We start from the raw sequence: 13,411 nt of genomic DNA, 5'->3' as shown, positions 1-13,411 counted from the left end.
GTAAACAATAAGAAATTAATTGTAAAGTTTATTTGAAATAACAATTGTTAGTTAATAAAAAAAAAGACCTGTTAATCAACTTAACAAGTCTTTATTTAGTTTATTTATATTAGAATGTTTATCCCGGAGAGATTGTCATAATCTCATTGTCCTAGGGAAAATAAGAATTCTTCTAAATCGAAATCCGGGAGAGGACTCGGCTCATCAAGCTCTAAAATCTGCAAAATACTCCCCTCATTTCCCAAAGAGCAATCAGCAGGGTGCCTTGTGGGTAGAAGTGTGGTCCGATAAAATTTTGAAATATTTGCCTGATCTTTTACATTATTCCCGGCTTCAATGAGCTTCTTTTTCTTCTCCTCTTCAACAGGCCCAATCAAAGACTTCTGTTCATAAATCCAATTTAATAGGAAAAGCGTAGCCGGCACGTAGATTTTTGCGTCGATACAGTCCTCAAAAAAAGTTTTAAACTTTAGCAAAAGGTTTATATCTTTTATTTTAATGGCGAGAATTGCCATCAAATTAAACCAATTATGGTCCATAATTTGATTATTTTTGTTCTTAAGGGTTCGACGCAATATTTTTAAACCTGCCTCCGCTTCCTCATGATTTCCAAGAAGCAACTGCTTTATTAGATCAAAGTTATCCGTCGTTAAGGTTTGATGCTTTATAGTTTTAAAAATGTCTTTCGCTTGTTGGAACTCCTCTTTGGCAAGGTGCCAGTTTGCAAGATAGGTAAGAGCAATTGTGTTTTTCGGATTATGCATTAGAGATAGATCTAAATTTTGTTTAGCTTGACTCAAAAGGTCTTCTTTTTGATCCGGCTTTACTTTTGCGTACTGAATAAGAGAAGCTCCATAAAGAGAGAGGGCAAGTTCACACTCCGGGTTATATTTAAGAGCTAAATAAGAGGTTTCAAAAATTTTATCCCAATTTTGAACTTCTTCATAATAGTGCAAAACGGAACATAAAAAAAGAACATTGGGGTCCTTGATACTCGCTCCCCAAGTCGCATAATTATCCAATGTATCAATCTCAGAAACTTCAGGCGGACTTACTAATCTTAAGAGGGTGAGGGCATTCTCTGGCTGAACCATTGACTCCCCATAATCTACCTCTTTTTCAATGTCCCACTTCGGATTTTTTAAGGACAAATACGTAAAATGAGCCTGTTTGTTCTCTGGATTGACCTTGGAGGCAATAAAGGCAAGCTGAGCTCGAATTTGTATTTCTTCAGGGTCAACGGCCATATTAGATAAAACCATGAGCCTATCGCTAAAGAGTTTCTTTATATTGGTATTTATCTTAGGATCCTCAAAATCACCTTTTATGGACTTCATCAAGCAGGTAGCAGCCGCTAAAAATTTATCGCTTATTTCTTTTCCGCCTTTACCTTTTCTACCAATCAAGGGTCTAGGTCTATTTTTTAAACCGTCCCCTACTTGCGCAGCTTTGAGCAAACTTGCAAAAAGTATCCTTTTAATCTGTATTGGAGAATTCATATTAATGCAAACTTCAACACATTTTAAATGCCGCTCTAATGAGTTATCAAAAGCTCCTTTCTCCCAGTGTTTTCGGCACAAGGAAAGGATTTTTTTAAATGATTGTCCTTGAAGTTCAAGTGAAGCCTGCCATAAAGAGTCATAAAGAATATCAAGATCATTCTCACAATCGGAAACAGATACTCTTAGGTTCTTTACCATTTCAGCAAGAGGCAAATTGGCTTCAAGAAATCTTATAAATAATTCTTTGTAGGAAGCCGAATGGATGAAAAAAAGATTATTTCTTAAAAACTTTATGATGGCTCTTTTCAATAAGTTTTTGGGTTCCATCGAAAAGACATTGCCCAAATCCAAATAATATTGACCTAATTTCTGGATAATTTCTTCAACAGCGGTTGCTCTTTCAACGCCCGAATTCCCTTCAGCTTCTTTCTCTTTTTCACTTTCATTTTCAGCAAAACATTCCCGATCTAAAGGATCTTCTAGCTGCCTTATGATTTGAGCTTCAGCTAGGGCTCTTGCAGAATGTAAACCGAGGTAAAAGGCAGTTTTGTAGATTTCAAAGAGAGTTTCAAGCTCTCTGCCTTCAAGGTCTGTCCTTAAAAAAAACGCGTCCAGAGTAAGCTCTAAGATGCGAGGATCCACATCTTTTAATACAATCTCTTTTTGGTTTTCTTCGTTAAAACCCCCATAAAATAGTTGATTAAAAAATTCAGAGGAGGAAGCTAGGATTCTTCTATTAGCTTTTATTCCGGCCGGTCTAGAGAGTTGATTTACGTCCGGTTTTTTTTCGGAATCAACTTCTTTTTTAGTTTTTTCTGAATCCCCGTCATCAAGCTTTTGCTTTTTCACGCATGGGTTTTTTAAGAGATAAGAAGACTTCCTTTTATGGACGTCAGGAAAATAAAACTCCCCTTTTTCCTCGCTCCAAACTTCTTTCTCCTTACCTTTTCCCTCTTTTTCGATGTAGTCTCCTTCAACTTCTTCTAATTTTAAATCTCCCATTAAAGTCACATCGCACATCGAATCAGGTAAAGCGCCAAAGCAAACCAATGAAAGATTTGGGAAAATTAGCTTTATTTTAAGGGGAATCTCTTCTGTGAGCATTGGGTAGTTATTAAAATCGAAAAACAACACTTTTTCTTTTTGTTCGGGAGATAGACTTGAGGCCCAATCCAGGAGATCCTTATCGGTAAAGTGAGCGGAAGGGGTTGAGGGCATTACCATGCCATCCCCATCTAGTGGAAAGAAAGGAGATCTTGACGAAATCCCTCCATTTTTTAATGTAAAAAACTCCTTGCATAGATTTATCACCCTTGTCGTTGCTTGGTTTAAATTATGCTTAAATGGATTTTCGAAAGGTATTGTTGAAGCTCTTAGCCTAATGATTTCTAAGCTGATTTTAAAAGTTTCTACGTTATTTATTTCGCCGCTCGTGGCTAAAATTAAATCAGCAATTGTTTGGCACCTGCTTAGATCTTCAAAAAATTTTCCTGTGGCGTGGATATCATTTATTTGAATTTGTTTACCGTTTTTTAAATAAGGGGAGGTGAAGCTAAACCAGTTTCCTTTTTTGGCATCAGGAATCATCATGCTAGTTCTAGATCTAAACTCAGTTGATGAAAGGTAGACTCGCATTCCGGAAATGTAATCAATGCGACAACAATATTCTAAGGTCTCTCTGTTCCCATTGGCAATGCCAAGAGCCAAATTGTAAAAATTCATGATAATCCTATTAATGATAATTTTTTATTGCAGGTTAAAACCACGCAGCTTTTTTTAAGAGAAGAATTATTACTAATAATTGTTAAGAAATGATTAATTAACTTAAAAAATCTTTAAATTTAAAAAACAAAATATTAATTTAACGCATGCTATAATATTATTGATAAACAATCTTATTAATTCAGGTAAGGTTATGTCAATAAAAGATCCTTCCCCTATTGGTTATAGACCTCTATCCGAAATTAAAGAAGTCTCAGAAGAAAGCCAGTTCAAAACCTTTAAGCAGCAGGTAGAGTTAAACGGTAAAAAACTTACTGTTACTCTTTTTTACCCTAAAACTTCTAAGATCGACCCGTCGCTTGCTAAAGGTCACATGGAAGTACAAATCGCAAAAATGCTTGAAGTGGCCAAAGCTGCCGGAATGGGTAGTAAAGAGGAACCTGGCTTAAGAAAACTTACCTTTGAAAAAGCCGAAGGGAAGGAGCGTGTTTTCGGCGAATATCAAGAAGGCAAAACCACTGTTAGGAAAAATGTTTTAGACCATTTAAGAAGCCAAAGAGATGAAAACGGAATTGAAGCGAAGGAAAAAGAAAAAATTATAGATCAAATCCACACTATTAAGAAAACCATAAGACAACTTAGTTTAACTCTTCCCGCGACATCAGAACGCCCTTCACCTTCAGGCTCCACCCCTCCTATCGATACGGAAACCCCAATCTCCAAAACCCAAGTCCCCTCTTCTGCCGGGAATGAAGATGAGGAAGACGATGAGGAGATCTTGCAAGGATTCAAAAGAGGGGATCCTGTGTTTTTCTCGGATTCTCAGGATGAGGAGGATGACTATCAAGATGACTATGATTCAAGAAGTGAACAAAGAACTCGCACCTTAAATGGCGAAGTTGAGATTGGCGATCGTCCACCCTCTGTAAAGGGAAAAGAGAAGGACACTAGAAGAGACGAAGATTTTGGTTTTGAAAAAACCTCGGAAATCAGTTCTTCAAGTGGATTGAGAGGAATTGATAGTTCTAGCCAAACTAAAAGGGTACAAAAAAATGTTTCTTTTGAAGAGTCTGCAAAAGAAGCTCTATCTCTTCAACATGAGTTGGAACAAAATAAATTAGATGCCCTAGAGGCTCTTCTAAAAAACTATTCAGAATCCTTAGAAAAATTAGATAGCGCTTCAAGAGACAAAACCACAACTTCGAGGGACATAAAAGAAATCCGCTCTATATTGAATGAATATTCCGCTTTATTAAAAAGTGACACGGACCAAAAAAATGCAGCCGTCTTTAAAAATCTTGAGTCTGCTTTAGCTAATGTAAATAGGCAATACAATAAAGTTGTCGATCAAAGAAAAGAGCTTGAAGCCACAAAGGGCGATCCAAAAGAAATCGAAGAGTTGAAAGACCAAGAAAATAAATATCTTAATGAGGTCCATCGTCTTAACCAAGCGGCTGGAAACCTCTCTTTAACAACAAGCCAGCTTGCAAAAGTAAAAGGTCAAGCTATGGCTTATATCGCTGTCGTTGAGAAAAAAATGGATCTCATGGAAAGAAAATATGAGCTGGAAGAAAAGCCCTCGCTCGGTCCTTGGCAAAGGTTTCAACTTTCAAAAATCAATAAAGAGCTTGGAAAAGCTCCCTCAAATGAAAGTTTAGAAAGTTTTAAGCAAGGACTCCTTTCAGAAATGACCGTAGATAAATTAAGCTCTCCTTATTCTGCTAGCAAAGCCAAAGAAGAAAACCAATACCCAAAAGAGTTGGAGTTTGGACGATCCCATTTGAATGTAGCGCTCTCAACCCCTGCAAATTGGACAAATATCTATAGCGCTTTCTCAAAGCTGTCAAGATCTGGCAGGCTATACACAAGTTCAACTGTCAATGAGAGTTTAAATGTAGGCTATCAGGGGGGGGTCCCTGCAGGAGTTAGAAATAAAAAAGGCTATCGGGAAAGAGCTGCCAACCTTTTTAAAACCACTTCTTATCTATTTGATGAAGACCCTGATTCTAAGATTGGTAGAACAGTTAGTTTTAGAGGCGGACAATTTCCAACCCCCAAAGCTGCTAAAGAAGCCCTAACTGAAATGCTTAAAGAGAATCCTGAAGCAACTAATATTCACATTAACGCCCTCCTAACCCCAATGATCACTTTACCGGTTAAAGGCAAACCCGATAGACGTCTTCTTGCCGAGCACAAAGCCAGTATCACAACTGCGCTAAATGAGATGATCAAAGAAGCATACGAAAGAGAAGATGAGGACGGTCAAGAAAGGCTTGAAAAAGTCAGGGATCAACTTGTCTTTACCAATTTTGGCGTTAACGAAGGGGCTGTCGGAGAACTTAAAGTCCTAATGAGGAAAATGAGACTTGGATGGCACACCTCTATCGGACTTTATACCAACCAAGGAGCGCAAAAATTTAATGCCAATTTAAGACAAAAGTTTAATGCCCTTGGCATTGAGAAACCGATTGAGGGAAAAACTGCTTTTGATAAGTCCGATTTACAATTTTTAGGCAACCTCGGTGCTATTGTTCAAGTCGGTCAAGAAATGGAAGCGATTTGGGCAAGGAACGATTATGCCGATGCTAAAATGGGGCACAATCAATTTAAAATGCCGGCTCTTTGGAAAGCTATGGATGCTTTGACAGGCACTATTTGTTACACCGATTGTATGAGCGGCAAGGATCGGACGGGTGAAGTTGAAAGCGCGGCCAAACATTATCTCGATGAAGCTCATATGAACATGAACGACAGAAAACTAGAATTGCAGAAGCAATATAGGGCTTATACAGAGGAGCTTGACAAAGAAGAGCCCCCGGAAGATTTTCCTCAGCTTTTAGGTAATTGGGGCGCAATACGAGCCGCGAGAAATAATAAATGGAAAAATGCTGAAACTCTTTTAACGAACCCTATGCACACAAAAGAAGAGCTAGAGGATTTATTTCATATTTTTAAATCTGATCCGGACGAATTAGGTCCAAGGTATGCAGACCTTTTAGAACTTAAAGTAAAAGACGCCAAACAAGCTCTAGGTCTAGAAGATGAAAAAGGGGTTCTGCTAAAAGATAAAGGAAAGTTCTCTCAAGCAGCAAGAGTTTTTGGCCAAAATACGATGGGCATCCCTGAGACAGTTCCTCTAAGGGACACAAATGCACATTTGTTCCCGGATGTGACAAGTGAAACTATTTATGGAAAACAAGTGAGCCCGGGCCTTAGGCCCGCCTTGCCAAAAGAGGTCAGGGATCGGCTTGCGGAAAGACAACGTGAAGCGATAAATAGGCGTATTAGTGTTTTATCGGGATCACTTGCTATCACACAAGTAAACACAAGCTTGCCCGGTTTTAAAATCAAAGGCGGAGAGCCTCTATCTAGATTTTCTTCAGGTTTCGATAGGGACTATGTCTACTCCCAGCTTCTTTTCGGTCTTGATGAGAAATTAGATGCAGAAGACGTTGCCAAAAGGTTTGCAGAAGATACAGGACTTTATGAGCTAAGTGATGCCGAAGCTGAAGAATTTAAATTCCAAATAGAGGATATTCATAATGGCCCAAAAACTTACTTGGAGAAATTAGCGGCCTTTTTAGAAGTTATCAAGGCAGTTGAAGAAGCTAAAACCGCCACCTTCTCACCAAAAGCCAAGGTAAAGGCTTAATCATTCATAATTAAACACTTAACATAATATTAATGGGTAAAAACTAACATAAATATTCCCATTAATTTAAATATAGGTTTTTTATGGATGCTTTAAGCTCTCCGATTGCCGGACAGGGCCAATTGGTTTACAAAAAAATTCATGGCGTGAAGCAGCCGGTAGTTAAAATTGTGGTTGGAAAGAATTTAAAAGCCTCCACGATTACCCATATAACCCCGCCGGCAACCCTTAGGCCTTCTCAATCAAACGTAATAGTTGTTCCCAAAAGATCAAAATCTAAGGCTTTTAAGGGTGGTATTTGCCAAAGAGCCCCTTCTATTCAAACGGCCCAGGTTCCAATCCCTCTTGTAAAACCGGCCCCAAAAGTAACTCCGATCAAATTGAGGCCCCAAAATCCCGTTACACCGCAAGCTCCAATTATTACCCCGACTCGTAATCGTATAGAAGGTCCCCCTGCCTCAAACTTGCATGAAGTGGCTTCTCGGGCGGCTATTTTAGTAAATGAGTTTAGAGCTTCAAAGGGACTAAATCCCCTTGATTATTCTCCTGAGATTTTCCCGATAGCCAAAAAACATGCCGAACAAATGGCCAAAGGTGAGGCCGCTTTTAGCCATGATGGCTTTATGGATAGACTTAAACAAATTTCTAAAACTTTGCAGTTTAAAAATGGCGGAGAAAACTTAGCAAAAGTTAAAGGTTACAAGGACCCTGCGGCCGCATCTCTTGCCGGTTGGATTGAAAGCGAGGGGCATAAAGAAAATATGCTTAGAGATTATACGAAAACTGCCATTGGTGTTGCAAAAAGCTCTGACGGCACCTTCTTTTTAACGCAAATTTTCACAAAATAATAAAAAGGCCTCCTTAAGGAGGCCTTTTTTATGCGTAAGTGTCTTTGAGAAAAAAGAAAAGCATAAAAGCCGTAAGGGCCGCAAGCAGCTGGAGACTCATGTTAATTTTTAAAAGGCGAAAGGAAAGGTCTTGGTCTCTTCCCTCTTCTATGGAGGCTTGTCTTGACTCGGAAAAAGCTTTTGGAATCAGCATCACTCCACCCCAAACCCCTAGTAAGCAAGCGGCGCCCCCAATTAAAATTACATGGGGCCATAACCGATTAAAGAAAAAAGATAAGGAGAACGTTTCCGGCAGCCCTACCATCCCGACTATTGAAACGAGGGCTGTTAATAATATTCCGGGGAAAAAAGGGGAAAGGGCCAGTCCAAGGTCTACTTTTTCTAGAGAATTAAAAAAGATACTCGCTACCCAGACAGCGCCCGCAGAAAGAGTAACCGAGAGAAAAAATAAGGGGATAAACAGCATTTCAAAAAAAAGAACAAGGGACAACGCATTATCTCTATTTTCTGAAAAAAAAGCTAAGAGGAAAGGCAAAAAAATTAAAAGAAGAGAAGCCCATTTAAAAAATTTAAAACTTTTATTTATAGTATCAAAATAAAGCATTTTCCCCCTTTAGATTTATTATTTTTCGATTTAATTAACTAGAATGATAATTTTTTGAAAATAATAAATTGATAAATTATTCCTATAAATGATAAACTTCGTGAAAGATGTTAACGTAGTAGTAATTATTTAAAAAATAACGGAGTCCCCCTTGAACTCTTGTTCTTCAGCTCAAATTTTTTCTCCTTCAATTTCACCAAACACCTCTCAAATACCATCCTCTCAGATTTTCGATCAACCTCCCAGTCCGGATTTTCTTAGAGTTGAACTTTTAGAAAAAGTAGACATTTTCACAAATCGCACCTTTAAAAATTTAATGATTCAAGCTTTTAATCAAGCGATACCTTATTACATTGCCTTTTCACTAGGTCGGAACAATCAGTTAAGGCCCTATGATGCTTTTAACTTGATTGCTACTATTGAGGGACAAAATAGTGACCCTAATGGGATGCAAAACTTTGCCAATTACCCTTTTAATCCAAACGATAACTTTCGAATTTACCGAGTCACAAAGGGAAATCCAGGCACTTTAAAGTTTTTTTCTAGGTTTAGCGAGCTCAACAATAACTGCGACCATAACTTAAAACTCATTTATGCAGCTGCCCCACACACTGTTCGTCCAAAAGTCATTGCACAAAGCTCTTTTTATAGAGCCATGATTCTTAACAAGGAAGATAAAAAGATAAAATGGCTTATAAGAGGTTCCAATCATGGTTCCTACAAATCTTCATTGGCGCTTTTTGTTATAGCCCAGGAAAAAAACTTTAATGAGCTTGCAAAAATGGCCTTGTTAAAATCCTTAGAACAAGTACAATCCAAAAATAATAAAAATTCGACCGAGATCGCAAAAATCAAAGCGATCGCTAGGAGCTATATAAACGAGTTAACCGCAGACGAAATAAGCCGTTTCAAAATTTAAATCTTCATCTATTGTCCAATCAAGGTTTATTGAAAAGTCGCGACGAGTTTTTTTAGCAATTTAAAAGAGTAAGGTCAAAAAAAAAGGTGTCTCTTAAAGAGACACCTTAGAACATTAATCAAATTTTTGATTTATTATAAATCCCAATTTGCTTTTAGAGCCTCAACGGCCTTAAAGAATTTATCTTCGTTTTCCTGAAAGTCAAGACCGGCTTTTGCTTCCGCATTCTTTACTCCGAAGAAGACGTTAATAAACGAGAGGGCCAGCATCGCATTTGGGATTGTCAAAGGAAGCTTGGAAAACCCAAGCACTTTCTCAGCTAAGCTATTTTTAACCCCTTCAATGTAGTTTCTTTCTTCTTCTACAACGTCTTTCAATGCCCAGTCAGTCTTATCCTGACGGATCATCTTATACATATCTGTTGCCAACATATACTTGTAGATTTTGTCTGTATAATCGCCTAATGAAGGTGGAGCTTCTTTCTCTTTTCCTTCAGATTCTTCCTGTGCTTTAAAAGACTTATAATAAGCTTTAGCTTCTTCATCTCCCTCACCGAAAGCCACATACTTTTCTGAAGCTCCATCCACTTCCTGGTTAAAAGCGGAAGGCAAGTGAATCGTCGATGAAGACTCTTCAAGACTTAAACGTAAAAGTAGATCTATCAAATTGGAAACATAACTTTCCGGGTTTTTTCCGTGAATTTGAAAGATCTTCTCAATATCCTTTCTGATCTCTTCTTCTCTTTCTTCAGCTCCTTTTTCCATGTGAGCTTGGCTTACATGGTGGTGAGTGAGCTGACTAAGAGTGGCCAAGTTTTTATCCCCGTAAATGACATCATCACGTCTTGTAAATAATCCGGGAAAAGGAACCACGTGCGAGCATTCATATTTATTAAAGTCATGAGTTCCAAGAGTCGCCATCTTAACAATCGATGAAATGTCTTGGAGGTGCCTATGATTATACACCGCCCTCTTTTCTTTATCTCTATCGTGTCTGCCTTGATGGTAGCGGTGTTTTGTCGTCTCAAGCAATGTGACTTCAGGCGAAAGAAACCTTGAAAGCATCTCCCTGGCCTCAGTTTTTTCATCGCCTAGCAAGCTTACACCAAAATTGATCCTCTTCAAAAATCTCTCATGAATATCAAAAAGTCCGGTAAAACGGCTGTAAGAAAGAGATTTATGCATCTTTACAAGCTCTTGAAAGTACTCTTTTACCCTTTCTTCAGCTTGAGGAATAACAACCGTCGGAGAGCTCTCAGTCTCTTTCTCGGCTTCTTCAATTTTCTGATCAAAAAAGGCGGAAACTTTTTCCAAAAATTTAATCAATTTTGGAATAGTTTCCAAATCATCTTGAGGTATCGAAACAGGTTCAAAAGGGCCTAATTTTTGACTTTTTCTTATAGCATCTTCACTCTTGTGATAAAGCCCTCCGGCTCTCGCTATCTCAAAATAGAGTTTTTGAAACTCTTCATCTTTTGAAAAATAGCCATCGTACTTATAAAGAGAATCCATTAACTCAATGGCTTCTTTTAATGAACCCATATTCTTATGTAAATGGAGATCGCTTTTAATTGATAGACTTGCAAGCAATTTCTCAAAGGGCGCTTTCATGGTTTCTAAAATGCCGGCTTTTGAATTCGCTTTTTCAACGAAAGGACCGTTTATCGTATCAAGAATAGATCGAGATAATTTTTCTTTAAGCTCTTTCTTTAAAGCTTTAACCTCATCCCTTTTTGCTTCTGAGGCCCATTTTTGGGACAAAACGCCTGCTTCTTTGACAGGTTTTGGCGTCATCCTGCTCATGGCTTTGCAGATAAATTTTCTCTCATGATTGCAAGGAATAGGGTCATTTAAACTAAAGCTCTTTAATTCGCTAAGAGAGACTCTGCTTGAAGTTTCACCATTTTTCTTCGCGATCCTTTCAACAATTTTATTAACTGTGCCTTGAAATTTTTCGATATAAGCATAAACTTGGTCTCTATTTTTGAAGTCAGGTTCTTCTATGCACTTCTGTAAGTCTACAATCGCAGCGTTATAATTCTGTACGGCAGTTTCTAAAGTCACCCCTTGAAAAAGAGCTTTTTCGTAAGACTTTAGGCCTTCATAATCGTCATAACGTTTATCTTTTTTCTTACCTGAGTAGGTCTCATCTCTTTTCAATAAAGCGGAAACATAGCCGGAGACGTTGTTAAACTTTTGGTCTAAGGCAGCCCTTGGTTTTGGCTTAGGCTTAACCTTACCAGGTTGCACCTTTGCATCAACAGCAGGCTTGGCAGAATCCCCTTGAGAAGCCATGAGTTTTGGAGCTTTTTTGGCGATAAGGGAAGCGGCGGGCTTCGCTTTTGCTCTTTCTCTTGCATTGCTTAAGAAAGCGCGGGCAAGATCAGAAGATGTGCCTTCTTTAAGAACACTTTGCGGCGCAACCGGTGTTGAAACAGGAAACCTGTTTTGAACTTCAGTAGAACTTTGCATATATTAACCCTTTTAAATTAAATAATTACATATATTTTACCCCATTTGTATTTCGTTATAATTAAGCGGATGTAAAGATATTATTAATTAATAAATTTTTTTATTTACAGAGTAATTTTTTTTGATAAAAACCTTACAAGATTAAATCTTGTAAGGTTTTTTATTAGATTCGCTTGCCGGCAGCGGTTATGATTATTCGACCCATATCTTTCGGAAGATAAGAATAGGGAAGGACGACTAAATCTATGATTCGAATCTCCTTTGGGTCAGCACCCTTACTTAAGACGCCCTGTAGCACTTCTTCTTTTAGATTTTCAATTACGCTTGTCTTTGAAATATTTTCCCTTACCGTGTCAAGTGTATAGGAGATCTCAGCTAAGCTTGCGCCATAGGCGTTAGCCACAAAATGATTCTCTGGAATAAGACAATCACTTTTAGAAAAAGCATAAGCCCCGCCGCCGACCGCAACTATTGGAAAATCTGTTTTTAAGCCCCTTATCTTTTCAATTGATTTCTGAATGGAGGTTTGAACATGGGTTAAAATTGATTTAGCCATAGACTCTGTTAAAGGAATTTTTTGAAGAGAGGCCTCTTTCATTTCAAATAACTTTAACTTAAGACAGACATCCGTCAAGGTCAAAACATCCCCTCCAAATGCTTTTGATTTCATGAAAAGTTCTTTGCCGACACTATCCGGACCAATCAGGGGCTCTTCCGTCCCCTGTCTGATTAAACTTCCCCCTCCTATTGACAAAGCTTCCACATCCGGCATTCTAAAATTCAAAGGAACTCCTCCGATGTTGGCAAGCTCAAAGGATTTGGTTGGAAATCCATTAGTGACAATGCCTATATCTGTCGAAGTTCCTCCTATGTCTAGAACGATAGCTTCTTGAAAATTCGCTAAACGGCTTGCGCCAATAAATGAATTAGTGGGGCCTGAGGATATGGTTAAAATAGGTTTTTCTGAAGCTTCAGAAAAAGTAATTAAGCTGCCGTTATTCTGTGTTAAATAAAGTGGAGCTTTAAGTTTAAGCTCTTCTTTAAGAGATTCTATAAGCATGAGCTCCTTTTTCATAGTCTCTTTTAAAGCGGCGTTTAAAAGGGCCCCGTTTTCTCTTTCAATTAAACCAATGCCTCCGATTTCAGAAGAAAGGGTCACCGGAAAGTCTGGACCTAAAGTGTCTTGAATGATATCCATGCACTCCAATTCATGGTCTTTTATAAGCGGCGAGAAGGGGCTTACAACGGCAAGCCCGAAAGCTCCTTTTTCTTTAAGCTTTAAACAAGCCTCCTTAACTTCCATTTTAGATAGGCTGCCTATCTTAGATCCGTCCGTATGATGGCCGCCTAAGACGGTTTCAAATCCAATAAAAAAACTGGAATGAAGGTGTTTTGGCCACAGGTAGCAAGGGGGCAATAAGTGAGGCCTATGAGAGCCTATTCTTATTAACCCGATCGGCGTCAGCCCTTTTGCTTCTAAGATAGCGTTAGTTGCGTGAGTCGTACCTACGAACACACCCTCTATTTGAGCTGATTCATTGAATTCCTGTAATCTGACAATGACTTCGAAAACGCCTTTTGCAAGAGGCCTTTTAGTAAGCGTCTTATAAGCTTTGCAAATGACGCCTTTTTCATCCACTAGCACACCGTCTGTATGGGTGCCTCCGATATCTATTCCAATTGTATATTTCAT

General features: G+C 38.4%; 7 protein-coding genes. 3 read left to right on the top strand and 4 right to left on the bottom strand.

The genetic code is table 11. The annotated features are described in order from the left end of the window. Window positions 1-143 precede the first annotated feature (143 nt). Window positions 144-3,224, bottom strand: coding sequence for a BTB/POZ domain-containing protein (locus CSEC_RS01355; RefSeq protein WP_041016599.1), 3,081 nt, complete (start codon window positions 3,222-3,224; stop codon window positions 144-146). Window positions 3,225-3,417: 193 nt separating this feature from the next. On the opposite strand from CSEC_RS01355, the gene CSEC_RS01350 reads away from it, so the two are divergent. Both CSEC_RS01350 and CSEC_RS12490 read left to right on the top strand, forming a co-directional pair. Further along, window positions 3,418-6,876 carry a hypothetical protein gene (locus tag CSEC_RS01350; protein ID WP_041016598.1) on the top strand — a complete coding sequence of 1,153 codons (3,459 nt, stop codon included), beginning with the start codon at window positions 3,418-3,420 and terminating at the stop codon, window positions 6,874-6,876. 83 nt (window positions 6,877-6,959) lie between these two features. Beyond that, window positions 6,960-7,724: a CAP domain-containing protein gene (locus CSEC_RS12490; protein WP_053331670.1), complete on the top strand. Its 765-nt coding sequence runs from the start codon at window positions 6,960-6,962 to the stop codon at window positions 7,722-7,724. 28 nt (window positions 7,725-7,752) lie between these two features. Here CSEC_RS12490 and CSEC_RS01340 read toward each other — a convergent pair whose 3' ends face one another. Next, a complete protein-coding gene (locus CSEC_RS01340) occupies window positions 7,753-8,328 on the bottom strand; it encodes a hypothetical protein (protein ID WP_041016597.1) in 576 nt (191 codons plus the stop codon). Window positions 8,329-8,479: 151 nt separating this feature from the next. On the opposite strand from CSEC_RS01340, the gene CSEC_RS01335 reads away from it, so the two are divergent. Continuing rightward, window positions 8,480-9,247, top strand: a complete 768-nt coding sequence (locus tag CSEC_RS01335; RefSeq protein WP_041016596.1) for a hypothetical protein — start codon at window positions 8,480-8,482, stop codon at window positions 9,245-9,247. A 134-nt stretch (window positions 9,248-9,381) separates the two neighbouring features. Here CSEC_RS01335 and CSEC_RS01330 read toward each other — a convergent pair whose 3' ends face one another. Both CSEC_RS01330 and CSEC_RS01325 read right to left on the bottom strand, forming a co-directional pair. After that, entirely contained in the window at window positions 9,382-11,718 is a 2,337-nt protein-coding gene (locus CSEC_RS01330) for a hypothetical protein (RefSeq protein WP_041016595.1), read from the bottom strand. A 163-nt stretch (window positions 11,719-11,881) separates the two neighbouring features. Further along, window positions 11,882-13,411 (bottom strand): hydantoinase/oxoprolinase family protein, encoded by a 1,530-nt coding sequence (locus tag CSEC_RS01325; protein ID WP_041016594.1) that lies wholly within the window; start codon window positions 13,409-13,411, stop codon window positions 11,882-11,884.

Source organism: Criblamydia sequanensis CRIB-18 (genome assembly GCF_000750955.1).
In the GTDB taxonomy this organism is placed as follows: Bacteria; Chlamydiota; Chlamydiia; order Chlamydiales; family Criblamydiaceae; genus Criblamydia; species Criblamydia sequanensis.
This window is presented reverse-complemented; position numbering and strand designations above follow the sequence as displayed.

Coding starts and splice junctions, on each gene's coding strand:
- CSEC_RS01355 (WP_041016599.1), bottom strand. CDS start 3,224: ATGAATTTTTACAATTTGGCTCTTGGCATTGCCAATGGGAACAGAGAG.
- CSEC_RS01340 (WP_041016597.1), bottom strand. CDS start 8,328: ATGCTTTATTTTGATACTATAAATAAAAGTTTTAAATTTTTTAAATGG.
- CSEC_RS01325 (WP_041016594.1), bottom strand. CDS start 13,411: ATGAAATATACAATTGGAATAGATATCGGAGGCACCCATACAGACGGT.
- CSEC_RS12490 (WP_053331670.1), top strand. CDS start 6,960: ATGGATGCTTTAAGCTCTCCGATTGCCGGACAGGGCCAATTGGTTTAC.
- CSEC_RS01350 (WP_041016598.1), top strand. CDS start 3,418: ATGTCAATAAAAGATCCTTCCCCTATTGGTTATAGACCTCTATCCGAA.
- CSEC_RS01330 (WP_041016595.1), bottom strand. CDS start 11,718: ATGCAAAGTTCTACTGAAGTTCAAAACAGGTTTCCTGTTTCAACACCG.